Here is a 15,831-nt window from a genome sequence, read left to right as displayed (position 1 = left end):
AATCACTATAATTTAGGAATAATATGACCTCAGAAAGCATAATCAGTATTTTTTTAGGCATTGGCCTTGCTGCATCTGTAGGCTTTCGTGTATTCTTGCCACTATTTGCTTTGAGCTTGGCATCATATACCGGAGTTTGGGAGCTTAATGAAAGCTGGCAATGGATAGGGAGTTTTGCAGCGGTGGTAGCTCTGGGAGTTGCAACCCTAGTTGAAATTTTTGGCTATTTCATACCCTTGGTGGACAATCTTTTAGATAGCTTTGCAGTGCCTTTAGCCGCCATAGCCGGTACGGCCGTTATGGTGTCTACAGTGGCAGATTTAGACCCGGTGGTAACTTGGTCTTTGGCAATCATTGCAGGAGGAGGAACAGCTACTGCTATAAAAGGTGCGGGAGCAACAGGTAGATTGGCTTCTACAGCAACAACAGGTGGTTTGGCCAATCCTATAGTTTCAACAGTAGAAACAGGTACAGCGGTCGTTGTAGCCACGGCATCAATATTTGCGCCAGTACTTGCAGTGATTTTAGTTATTATCATTTTGGTTTTTATCTTTCGTATTTATAGAAAGTTAAGGCCCAAAAGAACGGACTAAAGACATTTAAAGTGGCTTACGAAATTTTCAAGTTTTAGTAATCTGTAGAGAGAAAAGAAATATAATAGTAAACGATAATCAGGATATAAAGTGAAAATAATAGCCATGATACCGGCCCGTTATGCGGCATCTAGATTCCCTGCAAAATTAATGCAGGACCTATCAGGGAAACCTGTAATTCTGCGTACTTACGAAGCAGCAATAGGGACCAAGTTATTTGACGAGGTTTATGTAGTGACAGATAGTGATGTTATTTTTGATGCTATAACCAGCGCAGGTGGTCAAGCACTTATGAGCCAGAAGGAACATGACTGCGGTAGTGATCGAATTGCTGAGGCAGTTACGGATATGGATGTTGATATTATTGTGAACGTTCAAGGAGACGAACCCTTTACGGATAGAGAAAGTTTGGCAAGCGTTTTAGAAGTGTTTAAAAACGATACGGAGAAAGAAATAGACTTAGCGTCCTTAATGGTTAGGATTACTGATGAAGAAGAAATAAACAACTCCAACACAGTAAAGGTCATTGTTGATAATCGTAATTTTGCCCTGTATTTTTCACGTTCTGTAATTCCTTACCCAAGAAATAAAGAAATTGATAGTGTTTATTATAAGCACAAAGGTATTTATGCCTTTAGGAAAAGTGCTTTAATGGCTTTCCAAAGATTACCAATGCTGCCGTTAGAAGCTATTGAAAAAATTGAAGCTATTCGTTACCTAGAGTACGGAAAGAAAATCAAAATGGTTGAAACAACCGTTTCGGGAATAGAAATAGATACTCCCGAAGATTTGAAAAGAGCACAACAAGCATGGAAGTAGATTATAGTAAAATTACAGTAGTTGGCTTTGATGCCGATGATACGTTGTGGGTAAACGAAACCTATTTTAGAGAAGCAGAGGAGAAGTTCGCTAAGCTTTTGGAAGGTTACGAGACTATGAATACCATAGATCAGGAGTTGTTTAAAATGGAAATCAATAACCTGGAGCTTTACGGCTATGGTGTAAAAGGTTTTATGCTCTCTATGGTAGAATCTGCATTGAAACTTTCAAATAACAGGGTTTCACAAGCAACGATTGAAGAAATTTTGAATCTAGGTAAAGAAATGTTACGCCAACCAGTAGAGTTATTAGATGGTGTAAGAGAAGTTTTACGTAAATTAAGCGGTAATTACCGACTTATTGTTTTGACAAAAGGTGATCTTTTAGATCAAGAACGTAAATTAGAAAAGTCTGGACTTTCTGAATTTTTTCACCATGTGGAAGTCCTAAGTGATAAGAAAGAAGAAAACTATATACATTTGTTGAACCATTTGCAAATTGATGTAAATGAGTTTTTAATGATAGGGAATTCATTAAAATCCGATGTGCTGCCTTTGGTTGAAATTGGTGCGCAAGCGGTACATGTACCCTTTCATACTACGTGGCAACATGAACAAGTGAAAATTAATGATGAAGATTACAATTATCTGAAAATTAATACATTGTCAGATATATTAGCGTATTTGAAATAGGTTATGATGGAGGTAAAAAAAGAAATGCAGGTAAAAAAAGCAACTGTAGGTAAACAAACGGAATTTAGAAATTTTCCAATGGTGCCTAGAGTGGTTTTTGGCAAGGGAAGTTTTAATCAATTGGGAGAGATACTAATGCCCAAGCGCAAACATTCTGATGCTCCTTTTATTTTTTTAGTTGATGATGTTTTTGAAAATACGGAGTTGGCAAAAAGAATTCCACTGATTTTCAATGATCAGATTATATTCATCTCTGCAGAAGAGGAGCCTAAAACAGCTCAAGTAGATGCTTTAGTCGATAAAATTAAGAGAGAATATCAAGATTTGCCTTCGGGAATTGTTGGTATTGGAGGAGGAACTCTATTAGATTTAGCCAAAGCTGTATCAATTTTACTAACTAATAACGGAAGTTCTTCAGAATATCAAGGATGGGATTTAGTTCAAAAGCCAGCAATTTTTCACGTGGGAATACCTACAATAAGTGGAACAGGCGCAGAAGTTTCTAGAACTACGGTTTTATTGGGGCCAGATAAAAAATTAGGAATAAATTCAGACCATACTACTTTTGGTCAAGTGCTTTTAGATCCAGATTTAACCCAAGGAGTCTCAAAAGAGCAATGGTTCTATACTGGTATGGATTGTTTTATTCATTGTATTGAATCACTTACAGGGACATTTTTAAATGCCTTTAGCCAAAGTTATGGAGAGAAAGCTCTAGAATTGTGTAAAGAGGTTTACTTAGGAGATTTACCGGCAGAGGAGTCAAGAGATAAACTAATGATGGCCTCATGGCACGGAGGTATGAGCATTGCTTATTCTCAAGTAGGTGTGGCACATGCTATGAGTTATGGTCTTGGCTATTTATTGGGAGTCAAACATGGTATTGGTAATTGTTTAGTATTTCAACATCTTGAAGAGTTCTACCCAGAAGGTGTAAATCTTTTCAATAAAATGAAGGAAAAACATAATATTGAATTACCAACTGGTATCTGTGCTAATCTAAGTGAAGCAGAGTTTGAGACTATGATTTCCGTAGCAATGAACATGGTTCCGCTATGGGAAAATGCATTAGGTAAAAACTGGCGGGACACCATTACTCCTGAAAAGTTAGAATCCATCTACAGAAAAATTTAGTATTATATTTTTATTGGTGAAATAGGTGATTACCTTAGATGGTAAAGCCAATTTCACTTTTTTAAATCTCTACGTACTCTCATGCAAAAATTAGCTCGTTTTATTTATTTCAAGTTGATGGGCTGGAAAATGGTGGGCGAATTTCCCGGTCATATAGATAAGTTTGTAATTGCAGTAGTACCACATACAAGTTATATGGATTTTTTCCTCGGACTCCTTATTAGAAAGGTATGGGGAGAAGAAATCAATTTTGTTGGTAAAAAGAGTCTTTTTGCTTTTCCTTTCGGGTTTATATTTAGACGATTAGGGGGTGAGCCTATTGATCGTAGCAAGAATAACGATATGGTTTCGGCCACAGTAAAGGTATTTGAAAAACGAAAAAAATTCAGGTTAACAATTGCGCCAGAAGGTACCCGTAAGAAGGTAGATAAATGGAAAACAGGTTTTTACTACATTGCTAAAGGAGCTAATGTCCCCATAGTTTTAATAGCTTTTGATTTTGGTAAAAAACAGGTCAAGGTTTCAGAACCTTTGTATACTACGGACGATAAAGAAGCTGATTTTAAAGTCTATAAAAAATTCTTTAAAGGTGTAGTAGGAAAGATCTCTCGGTAGTGTTTCTTGAGTTAGGCTTACTGTTTTAATCTCAGGTAACCACTCTATTATTACTCTTATGATAATTAACAAAAAAGCGCCCAGAAATGGGCGTTTTTTTTTGTTTGTAAAAACTGTGTGTATTTTAACACAGTTTATATACACTTTATCGATAATCAGCTTTACTAACTCCTATGTCTGAATCTAAGTAATATCTTACAAGCATTATTTTTCTTATACCAGACAAATTATAAATATTGAACTATTTTTTTCTAGCATCAAAACCGACCAACTATATGAAGAAACTTTACATTAAAACCCAGTTTTTATTTTTTTTACTTGGTATATCCTTAAGTGCTAGTGCTCAAAGCTATTGTCTTGAGCTAAATCCACCTTTTGGTTTAGTGCCTGAAAATATTGTAGCAAATTCCGATGACGGTAATGGGCCATGCAACGTAATGGATGGTAATTTTTATTCTAGATGGAGTTCCAATGGTATAGGTGAGTGGATTTCATTCGATTTAGGGGCGGCTATGAACGTTGGGGGGGTTGAGATTGCCTTTTTCTCGGGTAATAATAGAGCTAGTATATTCAGTTTAGAAGTATCCATCGATGGTAAAAACTGGTCTACTGTTTTAGAGAGTCAATCAAGTAGTGGTGCTTCTACAAACTTGGAGGAGTTTAAATTCTCCACACAAAATATTAGATACCTTAGATACGTAGGGCAAGGGAATTCACAGGAAAATAATAATTGGAACAGTATTACGGAATTTAGAATAAACGAACCACGAATACCTGAAATTGAATGCCTTGATCTAAGTCCCTCGTCTGGTCTAGTTCCAAATAGAATTGTGGCTGTTTCAGATGACGGCAATGGTCTCTGTAATTTGATGGACAATGATTTAACCTCCTATTGGAGTTCCAATGTTCTAGGCGAATCCATAACATTTGAATTGACAGGTTTTAAGGATGTTGATCAGGTTGAAATAGCCTTTTTGTATGGAGAGACAAGGGTCAGCGTATTCGATATTTTAGTGTCCGTTGATGGAGTAAACTGGACAACAGTTTTAAAGGACCGATCAAGTAGTGGAACCTCTTTGGATTTAGAGAAATTTAATTTTCCTTTCCAAAGCACGAAGTATTTACGGTATACTGTTCAAGGTAATTCCCAAGACAATAATGCTTTAAACGGGATTACGGAATTCCGAATAGACGAATCTGTTTTACCTGAAAGTAACTGTCTTGAAATAAACCCACCTTTTGGTTTAGTGCCTGAAAATATTGTAGCAAATTCCGATGACGGTAATGGTCCATGCAACGTAATGGATGGTAATTTTTATTCTAGATGGAGTTCCAATGGTCTAGGTGAGTGGATTTCTTTTGATTTTGGAGAGCCTAAGAACGTGGGAGGTGTGGAAATTGCCTTTTTCTCGGGTAATAATAGAGCTAGTATTTTTGATTTAGAAGTGTCTATTGATGGAGAAAACTGGTCTACTGTTTTGGAGAATCAATCAAGTAGTGGTGCTTCTACAAACTTAGAAGAGATTCAATTCTCAACACAAAATATTAGATACCTTAGATACGTAGGACAAGGGAATTCACAGGAAAATAATAATTGGAATAGTATTACCGAATTTAGAATAAACGAACCACGAATTCCTGAAATTGAATGCTTTGATTCAAGTCCCTCTTCCGGCCTAGTTCCAAATAGAATTGTGGCTGTTTCAGATGAAGGCAACGGTCCCTGTAATGTCATGGACAATGATTTAGTCTCCTATTGGAGTTCCAACTTTTCGAGCAAATCCATAACTTTTGAAATGGATGGTTCAAGTGATGTCGACCAAGTTGAAATAGCCTTTTTGTCAGGTGATATAAGCGCTAGCGTGTTTGATATTTCGGTGTCGGATGATGGTGCTAACTGGACAACAGTACTAAAGGACGGGTCTAGCAGCGGTGCCTCGCTGGCCTTGGAAAAGTTTAATTTTCCCGTCCGAAATACCAAATATTTACGCTATACGGCTCAAGATTCCCAGGACAATAATGATTTAGAAGGAGTTACGGAATTCCGAATAAACAAGTTTGTTTTACCTGAAAGGGATTGTCTGGATTCTTCGCCGAGTACGGGAATCGCTCTCGTTCGGATTTCAGTCAGTTCGGACGACGGTAACGGCCCCTGCAACGTTATGGACGGCAATTATTATTCCCGATGGAGTTCCAACGGTTTGGGAGAATGGATGACATTCGATCTTGGGGAGACCAAGAACGTGTCCGATGTGGAGATCGCCTTTTTCTCGGGAAACCGAAGGACTAGTCTTTTTGACCTTGCCGTATCGGATGATGGTTCTAACTGGACTAACGTTTTGGAAGGCCAAAGGAGCAGTGGCAATTCCATATCTTTGGAGGCTTATAGCTTTCCGTTGCAAAGTGTGAGGTACCTGCGCTATATAGGCCAGGGTAATTCACAGGAGAACAATAACTGGAACAGTATTTCGGAGTTCAGAATCAATGAGGCCGAAATGAATGAATTCAGGCCTTTTGTAACTACCTGGAAAACTGATAATCCAGGAATATCAGGAGATAATCAAATTACGATACCGACTTTTCCAGAAGAAAATTATAATTACTCTGTTAATTGGGGAGATGGTTCAACAAATGTAAATGTGGGAGGAAATATAACACATACCTATGAGACACCAGGCATTTACGAGGTTTCAATTAGTGGAGATTTTCCAAGAATTTATTTCAATGCTGGTTTTGAGCAGACCGAAAATGTTGATGAATTAAAAATAATCTCAGTTAACCAATGGGGTAACGTTAAATGGACCTCAATGGAATCTGCCTTTACAGACTGTAGAAATCTTGATGTAGTAGCTAGCGATATTCCAAATTTAACAAAGGTTTATTCCTTGGCATCTATGTTTGAAGGTTGTGATGCGCTTGTTGGGAATTCTTCTTTTGATAATTGGGATGTTGGAAATGTTGTTGATATGTTTAGAACGTTTACAACAGCCAAAAGCTTTAATCAAAACCTCAATAAATGGGATGTATCTCAAGTAGAAAATATGCAATATATGTTTTTCGGAACAACTTTGTTTAATGCACCTATTGGAGCATGGGATGTAGGTAGCGTGACTAAGATGAGCCACATGTTCAATGACAGTTATAAATTCAATCAAGATATTAGCGAATGGGATGTGAGTAATGTTACCAAAATGAATAACATGTTTAAATCAGCTTATGAGTTTAATCAAAATATTGGTTCATGGGATGTTGGTAATGTTCAAAACATGTCTGAAATGTTTCAGTACGCTAGTAAATTTAATCAGGATATTGGAAAGTGGGATGTTAGTCAGGTAGAAATTATGTTTTCAATGTTTCATAGCAGTAAAGCTTTTAATCAAGACATAGGTGATTGGGATATTAGTGGGTTAACGGGTTCTTTTGGACTTCAGAATATGTTCAATGGACAAACGGAAATGTCTTTTGAAAATTATGATAAATTACTTCTTGGATGGAGTACTTTGAGTGCTGACGAAAGAAGAATACCTCGAGATGTTTATTTTTCTGCTAATAATTTGACTTTCTGCTTGGGAAAAGAGGTCCGTCAAATACTGGTTAATGATTATGGCTGGCATATAAAGGATTCAGGTCAAATGGCGGACTGTATTGATTCTTCATCCTTTGTTACTACATGGAAAACAAATAATAATGGGGTATCAAGATACAATGAAGTAAGAATACCTGCATCCGGAATGGACTATAATTATAACGTAGATTGGGGGGATGATACTTCAAATTCTGGAGTCACGGGAGAAATCACTCATAAGTACAGAACAGGTGGAGTATTTCAAATCAGTATTACAGGAATATTCCCGAAAATGAATTGGAGTACTTTTGGAGACAATGAAAAATTGATATCCATTGATCATTGGGGTGATATAAAATGGTCATCTATGGAGTATGCTTTTGCTAATTGTAAAGATCTTAAAATTGTTGCAACTGATACTCCAGACTTATCGAATGTAATTTCTCTTTCACACATGTTTAGTGGAGTAGATAATATTGGAACTAATCTTAGTACATGGGATTTTTCCAATATTTCTAATATGGACTATATGTTCTCTTATTCTGATTTCTTTGATTCTGATATTTCATCTTGGAACATTAGTAATGTGACAACTATGAATAATATGTTTCAAGGAGCGAGTCTTTCTAATAAAAATTATGACGCTTTGCTTAATGGTTGGAGTAGTCAAACCCTGAAAAATGGAGTAATATTTAATGCTGGTAACTCGCAATATTGCCAAGGTCAAGAAGCACGCCAAAAATTAATCAATGATTTTGGTTGGAGCATAACTGACGCCGGTAAGAGCAATTGTAATGATCCAATAATTAGACCTTTTATTACAACATGGAAAACAGATAATGTAGGGGCCTCAGCGGATAATCAAATTAAGATACCTATATATGCCCCGGAAATATATAATTATAGTGTTGATTGGGGAGATGGGACTTCGGATATAGGGATTACGGGCAGTAAAACACATACTTATGAAGTGCCAGGTGTATATCAAATTTCAATAAGTGGTGCTTTCCCAAGAATTTTTATGGAAGAAAGTTACAAAAGTGATTCTTATAAACTAATTTCTGTAGATCAGTGGGGCGATCAGATATGGACTGGTATGTCTCAAGCATTTCAGGATTGTAAGAACCTTCATATTCTTGCTAGTGATATTCCGGATCTTAGAGATGTAACTTCTTTCCGTCGCATGTTTGTAAATGCGACGAGCATGAACGAAGATATAAGTGGATGGGATACTAATGATGTTTTAGATATGTCATATATGTTTTTAAATGCAGATTCTTTTAATCAAGACATTAGCTCATGGGATACCAGTAATGTTAATAGTATGAGTCATATGTTTTTAGATGCTAACTCATTCAATCAAGATTTATCTTCTTTTAATATTTCTAATACTAAGGATTTATCAAAAATGTTTTCAGGTTCAGGTTTAAGTTCCTTAAACTATGATAAAACCTTAATTGGTTGGGCACAGCAAGAAGAATTAACTCAATATATTACTTTAGACGCAACTAATATAACATATTGTGCAAGTGAAGATGCACGTCAACAATTAATCGATATCTATGATTGGACTATTAATGATGGTGGTATTAGTTGTGATGACTCGGATATGTCTTTAACTAGTATTAATGCTAAAGGTTCGATTATAAATACAACAACCTTGACTCCAAATCCTGTGATAGCTGAAACAATATTAAGTTTTGAAAAACCGGTTCAATTAACTGAGATAAATATATTTGATGTTTCTGGAAGATTGGTACATTCATATAGTGGATCAGCAGTATCTGATGATGGGGCGTACTTGTTAAATGTAGAAGAACTTCCTTCAGGAACTTATTTTATTAGATCACTTGATGCTCAAGGTGAGCAATATCAAAAACAGATGGTAATAAATAAATAGTATAAAACAATAAAAAAGCGCCCATTTCTGGGCGCTTTTTTTATTCAAATATATTTGATGCAAAATGCTACTCTTGCATTGTATGATATACATTCTGTACATCATCATCTTCTTCAATTTTCTCTAAAAGTTTTTCAACATCGGCAGCTTCTTCTTCAGAAAGTGCTTTGGTTACTTGTGGAATACGCTCAAAGCCAGAAGACAAAATTTCGAGTTCTCTGTTTTCCAATTCTTTTTGAATGTCTCCAAAGCTCTCAAAAGGAGCATAAATCAAGATACCATCATCATCAACAAAAACCTCTTCTGCTCCAAAATCTATAAGTTCTAATTCTAGTTCTTCCGGGTCGATTCCTTCGGCAGGAATCCTGAAATTACAGGTGTGATCAAACATAAACTCTACCGAACCTGATGTACCCAAACTACCATCACATTTATTAAAGTAACTTCTAACATTTGCAACGGTACGGGTATTGTTATCTGTTGCAGTTTCTATTAGAATAGCAATACCATGCGGCGCGTAACCTTCAAAAAGAACTTCTTTGTAATCACCTAGACTTTTATCTGAGGCTCTTTTAATAGCGCGCTCAATATTGTCTTTAGGCATGTTAACGGCCTTTCCGTTCTGAATTACGGCTCGCAGTCTAGAGTTGGAATCCGGATCCGGTCCTCCTTCTTTTACTGCCATAACAATGTCTTTACCAATACGCGTAAAGGCTTTTGACATTGCTGACCATCGCTTCATTTTACGTGCTTTCCTGAATTCAAAAGCTCTTCCCATAATCTATGTGTAATATATTTGTTGAAGGTAGCAAATTTAATAAAAATGGCAACGGTTGCAAGTAACCGAACTTCATCAATTCAAAAGAACTTTACTTAGTGTCGTTTTTGAAGCAATGAATGAGAACCGCGTGTCAATTTTTTATTCACTCTCTATAATCTCTTCTATGCTTTGTGCTAACTTAAAATCTTTTTCAGTAATCCCCTCTGCATCGTGAGTGTTGAGTCGAATATGTAAAGAATTGTAGACGTTGCTCCAATCTGGGTGATGGCCTTGAGCTTCACATTCAAATGCAATGCGAGTCATAACAGAGAATGCATCTTTAAAATCTTTGAATTCAAAAGAAGTTTCAATGGCACCATCAACATACTCCCAGCCGCTTAATTTGGTAAGCTGACTTTCTATTTCTTGTTCCGATAGTTTTTTCATAGTATTCTAAATAATGTTTTGTTCGTAATTAATAGCACTCTTAAATTACGCAATTCAAATTCCTTTAATTGCGAAAACCCCCTAATTTTAGTATTAACGCATCACATGATGATTAATAATATCTTGATACCCGTATTGTAAATTTTTAGGCAATTTATTGTCTTTTGGTAGAACGGCAAGATATCTCTCGTCGTTAGTTGTAAATATCCGTTTGTAAATTGGAGTAAATTCTCCAATACGTTCTACTACTTCCTTTATAAAATCTTCATGATGAACAAGGTCGTTACTGCCCAAATGAAAGACTCCTGTCTTGTCCCTATTAATGAGATAATGTATTTGCTGGGTAAGTTTATCATCATTGGTGACATTCAAAACCAGATTAGGAAAAACTTCAACAGGGGCATTATCCCAAATATATTTTTTAATATCTTTTATCCGCGGAGAGCTATTTCCAAAAACCATGGGAATACGTAGGATTCCCATTTTATCTTGAGGCAGCCTAAGCAGCATGTTTTCAATTTTAATCTTTAACCTTCCATAAACACTCTCGGAAAGAGTTTTGTCGTGCTCGTAAGATGGGTATTTTCTATAAGCATCAAAGACATTGGCAGAAGAAAGAAAGTACAGTCTACAATCGTTCTCTTTTAAATATTCAATAATATGTTGATGTGCCAATATTTGAGCGGCGAAATTACCGCGAAGGGCTGAAACGATTACCTTAGGCCGGACTTTTTCTAAAATCTCATGTACATCATCTTCCTCCATATCGTATTTGAAGAATTGTTTGTTGTCTTCAAACGACCGTCTGGCTGAATTATACGTTCCATAAGTATCAAAATAGTTACATAGTTCCTTGTAAATAGCGTTACCTAAAAAACCACTTCCACCAAGTATTAAAATTTTTTTTATATCCAATCTTTAAAAAATTGAGTGTCCTGTTTTAGTTGTTAATTCTTCTAAAGCAGCCATTCCTAATTTAGAGTTTCCTTTTGGATTTAAACCAGGAGACCAGGTAGCTACACAATATGTATTAGGCAGTAAAGCTACTATTCCGCCGCCAACACCACTTTTTCCGGGAAGGCCAACTTCAAAAGCAAACTCTCCAGCTTCATCATAAAAACCGCAAGTTAGCATTAAAGCATTTATGCGTTTTACCTGGGTTAGATTTAGATAGCTCTTTTCTCTTAGACAAGTACCGTGATTCATGAAAATATAAAAAGCATCGGTTAATTGCTTGCAGTTCATCTCTAATGAACATTGATAGAAATACAAATCAAGCACTGAATCTACATCATTGCGCAGGTTGCCGTAAGATTTTAATAAGTTAGCCGCTGCGTAGTTTTTAAATCCAGTCCTTTTTTCTGACAATGCTACTTTTTCGTTATAACGAATAGAGGAGTCATTTGCTAGCTCTTGAACAAAACGCAAGAATTCTTCTTTAGGATTTTCTAAATGAGAAACTAATACATCTGCAATAACTAAAGCACCAGCGTTTATAAAAGGGTTTCTAGGAATACCATTCTCTAGTTCTAATAGTGATAAATGATTGAATGGGTCACCAGAAGGCTCAACATCAACTCTTTTCCATAATTCATCTCCTACTAAACTAAAAGAGAAAGCAAGTGCTAGTACCTTAGAAATACTTTGAATAGAAAAGCCTTCCAATGCTTCTCCGGCACTATAAGTTTTCCTGTCCGCATCTAGAATATGAATGCCGAATTTATGTAAACTAATATTGGCTAATTCAGGAATATAGGAAGCTATAACACCTCTTTCTGTTGCTTCTTTGGAGTTCGCTACAATTTTATCTATTATGGTTTGATAATCTACCATTAGGCTTTAAAAAATGGGAGTTTCACGACGGTTGCGGGTATTGCCTTTTTACGAACTTGAATATGTATTTTAGAACCAACCTCAGAAAAAACTTGCGGTACATAACCTAATCCAATTCCTTTTCCTAATGAAGGAGACATGGTTCCGGAGGTTACAATACCAATAGTTTTTCCTTGGCCGTCTACAATGTCATAACCGTGTCTGGGTATACCTCTTTCTTCTAGTTCAAAACCAATTAGTTTGCGCTCTGGGTCATGTGCTTTTATTTTTGCTAAGGCTTCGCTGTTCACAAAATCTTTAGTGAACTTGGTAATCCAACCTAAACCAGCTTCAAAAGGAGATGTACTGTCATCAATATCGTTTCCATACAGACAATAGCCCATTTCAAGACGAAGGGTATCACGTGCAGCAAGGCCAATTGGTTTAATACCGAAGGCGGCGCCAACTTCAAAAATATTGTCCCATACTTGCTGAACTTCACTGTTCTTGCAATAGATTTCAAATCCACCGGAACCAGTATATCCTGTAGCGGATATGATTACATTTCCTATTCCAGCAAAATCGGCAACAACAAAATTATAAAATTTGATGCTGGCTAAGTCTACTGAGGTTAAGGCTTGCATGGCTTCAACGGCTTTAGGACCTTGAATTGCTAAAAGTGAGAATCCTTCTGAAATATTACGCATAGTTGCGCCTATCTCTTCATTATATTTTGATATATGCGACCAATCTTTATCAATATTGGAAGCGTTTACTACTAAAAGGTAGGTTTCTTCTTTAATGTAGTATATAATAAGGTCATCAACAATGCCACCTGTTTCATTAGGAAGACAACTATATTGGGCTTTTCCAATGGTGAGTTTGGAAGCATCGTTGGAAGATACTTTTTGAATTAGCTCTAGAGCTTTTGGTCCTTCAATTAAAAATTCCCCCATGTGCGAAACGTCAAAAACGCCTACACCATTACGAACGGTCTCATGTTCTACATTTATGCCCTCATAAGAAACAGGCATATTATACCCTGCAAAGGGTACCATTTTAGCTCCTAAAGCTTCATGGGTAGATGTTAAAGCTGTGTTTTTCATTTTCTTGCTATTTAGTAAACAAAGCTATTGAATAAATCAAGGATACAAAAGTTGTTTTTAAGGTTATCAGACAAATAGAAAATAACTTCAATGCCATTTGTTTTAAAATAGAAGTTTAAGGATGTTTTTGATACAAATTTGAGGTCTTTGTTTTATTGGTATTTTTTGTGCACCTAAATTGTTATTTAGGTAATAATTGGCGTTTTATTTAGTTTTTTAACATTTTCTAGTTAATATTGGTTAACCAAATTGGTTAACCATACTGGTTAACCATGAACTTATTTTAAATACACTATTATGAAAACAATTTTTGAAAATTCAAGATCTCGTCTTTTGGCAAGTGGTGCTGTTCTGGCATTAGTTTTTGCTCAAAGTTGTGCAAAAACTGAGGTAGAGGAGAAAGAAGACTTTGCTGTAGCGAACCTTTTCAGTGTTCCATCAAGTTCATCAACTATAATCCAAGCAGAGGATTATGATAACATGAATGGTGTTAGAACAGAAACAACCTCCGATTCTGGAGGAGGTCAGAATGTTGGATGGATAGCTACTGGAGATTATTTGGAGTATGATTTGAACATAGCAAATTCTGGAAGTTATAAAATGGAATTTAGAGTTGCTTCTAAAGATAGTAGCTCAAAATTCGATTTTTATCAGGATAACACAAAGCTATCTAATGTTAATAAAGCTGCAACTAATGGATGGCAAAACTGGATAACCACTTCAAAAACAGTGAATTTGTCTGCGGGGAGCAGTACTCTTAAAATTCTTGCCACAGGTAATGGTTGGAATATTAACTGGATAAAAATAACACCTGTTAGCGTTGATGCCGGTAATAATGCTGATTCTAGTAATCTTGCACTTGGTAAATCAGCAACTCAATCTTCAAACTATTCAAGTACTTCAGGTCTTGCTGGTTTAGCAGTTGATGGAAATACATCTGGTGTATGGAGCCAAGGTAGTGTTACCCATACGAGTAATATGTACCAGCCTTGGTGGCAAGTACAGTTGGGAGATGACTATACCATAGGCGATATTAAGATTTGGAACAGAACAAATTGTTGTTCAAGTAGATTGAGCAATTTTGACGTTTTTGTTTATAATTCTGCGGGTACTCAGGTTTTTAAGACAACAATTACTTCTACGCCAAATCCTTCTGTTACGGTTAGTACAGGTGGTGTAAGTGGTTCAAGAGTTAGAATAAAATTAAAAGGGAACAACCCATTATCTCTAGCAGAAGTACAAGTTTTTGGGGCTAGCGACGACAATGGTAACGGCGGCGGCGGAACAGGAACTGCTAGTATTCCTTCGGATTTAATGAATAATTGTAACCAATGGAAAATTACTTATCCAGATGGTGGAGAAGATAAAACACTATGTGGAGAAGGTAACAATGAGTATTTCTATGTAAATGATAATAAAAACGGAATTGTTTTTAGAGCACCAATTAGAAGTGGTAATGGAACAACTCCTAATTCTGATTATGTACGTTCTGAACTTCGTGAAAGAACAGAAGATGGTAAAACTGATATTTCATGGACAACTTCGGGAACCAATGTGGTTTATGTTAAGCAAGCTATTACGCATCTACCCATAGTAAAGGACCATTTAGTTGCTACTCAAATACACGGTAATAAAGCAGATGGTATTGATGATGCAATGGTTTTAAGATTAGAAGGTTCAAAACTTTTCTTAAGTTTCAACGGTGGTAAGCTAAGAAGTGACCTAACTATTAAATCAAATTATAGTTTAGGAACTGAGCATGAAGTAATTTTTGAAGTAGTAAATGGAAAACACTATTGCTATTACAGTGAAGATGGTGGCTTAAAAAGTGCTTATGCTAGTGGTAATGCTTCTCGTTATTTAGTAAAAGATGGCAGTAACTCCTACGTTATGGATAGAAGCTATGGAGAAGCTTATTTTAAAATTGGTAATTACACACAAAGTAATGCTGAAAAAGAAGGCAGCCAAACAGGTAATTCTAATAATTATGGAGAAGTGGTAGTTTATGATTTTTATGTAGAACATTAATTAGTTCTTAATATGAATTATTGAAAATCTATTAGAACAGAAATAATTTTCATTTAAAACCCTTGAATGTATATTCAAGGGTTTTTCTTATTTAGGGAATTTCTTTTCACTAAGAAAGCAAAGAAGATGCTATTGTTGATGAAGGCGCAAATACAAAAAGTAGTATCGGAGCAAAAGACTTATGTAAGTATTCTAGGTCAATTTTAAGACTTCTAATTTCTACGTGGAAGTTGATGTTTTAAAGAAGTGTATGAAGATGATATTTGTATGGTCGCATAGCGATAGACAATTTTATTTAACTTTCAATATTATTAAAATATGAGCTTATTGTATAATTGCGCTTTATTATGTTTTATACAA

General features: G+C 35.8%; 12 protein-coding genes. 7 read left to right on the top strand and 5 right to left on the bottom strand.

Annotation, left to right across the window (positions count from 1 at the left end):
• Window positions 1-23 precede the first annotated feature (23 nt).
• The 6 genes from HW347_RS10270 (at window position 24) to HW347_RS10245 (ending at window position 9,318) form a co-directional block, all read left to right on the top strand.
• Window positions 24-593: a DUF4126 domain-containing protein gene (locus tag HW347_RS10270; protein WP_214611793.1), complete on the top strand. Its 570-nt coding sequence runs from the start codon at window positions 24-26 to the stop codon at window positions 591-593.
• A 105-nt stretch (window positions 594-698) separates the two neighbouring features.
• Window positions 699-1,412 carry a 3-deoxy-manno-octulosonate cytidylyltransferase gene (gene kdsB / locus HW347_RS10265; protein ID WP_214612145.1) on the top strand — a complete coding sequence of 238 codons (714 nt, stop codon included), beginning with the start codon at window positions 699-701 and terminating at the stop codon, window positions 1,410-1,412.
• Window positions 1,403-2,104, top strand: coding sequence for an HAD family hydrolase (locus HW347_RS10260; RefSeq protein WP_214611792.1), 702 nt, complete (start codon window positions 1,403-1,405; stop codon window positions 2,102-2,104). Before kdsB ends, HW347_RS10260 begins: the two co-directional genes overlap by 10 nt.
• 6 nt (window positions 2,105-2,110) lie before the next feature.
• Entirely contained in the window at window positions 2,111-3,238 is a 1,128-nt protein-coding gene (locus HW347_RS10255) for an iron-containing alcohol dehydrogenase family protein (protein ID WP_214612144.1), read from the top strand.
• An 81-nt stretch (window positions 3,239-3,319) separates the two neighbouring features.
• Window positions 3,320-3,853: a 1-acyl-sn-glycerol-3-phosphate acyltransferase gene (locus tag HW347_RS10250; protein WP_214611791.1), complete on the top strand. Its 534-nt coding sequence runs from the start codon at window positions 3,320-3,322 to the stop codon at window positions 3,851-3,853.
• 275 nt (window positions 3,854-4,128) lie between these two features.
• Window positions 4,129-9,318, top strand: coding sequence for a BspA family leucine-rich repeat surface protein (locus HW347_RS10245; protein WP_214611790.1), 5,190 nt, complete (start codon window positions 4,129-4,131; stop codon window positions 9,316-9,318).
• 67 nt (window positions 9,319-9,385) lie between these two features.
• Here HW347_RS10245 and HW347_RS10240 read toward each other — a convergent pair whose 3' ends face one another.
• From HW347_RS10240 to gcvT, 5 genes are all read right to left on the bottom strand, one after another.
• Window positions 9,386-10,096 carry a YebC/PmpR family DNA-binding transcriptional regulator gene (locus tag HW347_RS10240; RefSeq protein ID WP_214611789.1) on the bottom strand — a complete coding sequence of 237 codons (711 nt, stop codon included), beginning with the start codon at window positions 10,094-10,096 and terminating at the stop codon, window positions 9,386-9,388.
• A 141-nt stretch (window positions 10,097-10,237) separates the two neighbouring features.
• On the bottom strand, window positions 10,238-10,525 hold the full coding sequence (locus HW347_RS10235) for a 4a-hydroxytetrahydrobiopterin dehydratase (RefSeq protein WP_214611788.1): 288 nt from the start codon (window positions 10,523-10,525) through the stop codon (window positions 10,238-10,240).
• Between the two features lie 93 nt (window positions 10,526-10,618).
• Window positions 10,619-11,440, bottom strand: coding sequence for a sugar nucleotide-binding protein (locus HW347_RS10230; RefSeq protein WP_214611787.1), 822 nt, complete (start codon window positions 11,438-11,440; stop codon window positions 10,619-10,621).
• A 3-nt stretch (window positions 11,441-11,443) separates the two neighbouring features.
• Window positions 11,444-12,358 carry a glutaminase gene (locus HW347_RS10225; RefSeq protein ID WP_214611786.1) on the bottom strand — a complete coding sequence of 305 codons (915 nt, stop codon included), beginning with the start codon at window positions 12,356-12,358 and terminating at the stop codon, window positions 11,444-11,446.
• A complete protein-coding gene (gene gcvT, locus HW347_RS10220) occupies window positions 12,358-13,443 on the bottom strand; it encodes a glycine cleavage system aminomethyltransferase GcvT (protein ID WP_214611785.1) in 1,086 nt (361 codons plus the stop codon). The genes HW347_RS10225 and gcvT overlap by 1 nt, the downstream gene beginning before the upstream one ends.
• A gap of 297 nt (window positions 13,444-13,740) precedes the next feature.
• Here gcvT and HW347_RS20785 point away from each other — a divergent pair, with 297 nt between their 5' ends.
• Window positions 13,741-15,471, top strand: a complete 1,731-nt coding sequence (locus tag HW347_RS20785) for a carbohydrate-binding protein (RefSeq protein ID WP_214611784.1) — start codon at window positions 13,741-13,743, stop codon at window positions 15,469-15,471.
• Window positions 15,472-15,831: the final 360 nt, after the last annotated feature.

Source organism: Zobellia barbeyronii (assembly GCF_018603515.1).
In the GTDB taxonomy this organism is placed as follows: Bacteria; Bacteroidota; Bacteroidia; order Flavobacteriales; family Flavobacteriaceae; genus Zobellia; species Zobellia barbeyronii.
This window is presented reverse-complemented; position numbering and strand designations above follow the sequence as displayed.

Coding starts and splice junctions, on each gene's coding strand:
- HW347_RS10225 (WP_214611786.1), bottom strand. CDS start 12,358: ATGGTAGATTATCAAACCATAATAGATAAAATTGTAGCGAACTCCAAA.
- HW347_RS10260 (WP_214611792.1), top strand. CDS start 1,403: ATGGAAGTAGATTATAGTAAAATTACAGTAGTTGGCTTTGATGCCGAT.
- gcvT (WP_214611785.1), bottom strand. CDS start 13,443: ATGAAAAACACAGCTTTAACATCTACCCATGAAGCTTTAGGAGCTAAA.
- HW347_RS10240 (WP_214611789.1), bottom strand. CDS start 10,096: ATGGGAAGAGCTTTTGAATTCAGGAAAGCACGTAAAATGAAGCGATGG.
- HW347_RS10255 (WP_214612144.1), top strand. CDS start 2,111: ATGGAGGTAAAAAAAGAAATGCAGGTAAAAAAAGCAACTGTAGGTAAA.
- kdsB (WP_214612145.1), top strand. CDS start 699: ATGATACCGGCCCGTTATGCGGCATCTAGATTCCCTGCAAAATTAATG.
- HW347_RS10250 (WP_214611791.1), top strand. CDS start 3,320: ATGCAAAAATTAGCTCGTTTTATTTATTTCAAGTTGATGGGCTGGAAA.
- HW347_RS20785 (WP_214611784.1), top strand. CDS start 13,741: ATGAAAACAATTTTTGAAAATTCAAGATCTCGTCTTTTGGCAAGTGGT.
- HW347_RS10245 (WP_214611790.1), top strand. CDS start 4,129: ATGAAGAAACTTTACATTAAAACCCAGTTTTTATTTTTTTTACTTGGT.
- HW347_RS10270 (WP_214611793.1), top strand. CDS start 24: ATGACCTCAGAAAGCATAATCAGTATTTTTTTAGGCATTGGCCTTGCT.
- HW347_RS10235 (WP_214611788.1), bottom strand. CDS start 10,525: ATGAAAAAACTATCGGAACAAGAAATAGAAAGTCAGCTTACCAAATTA.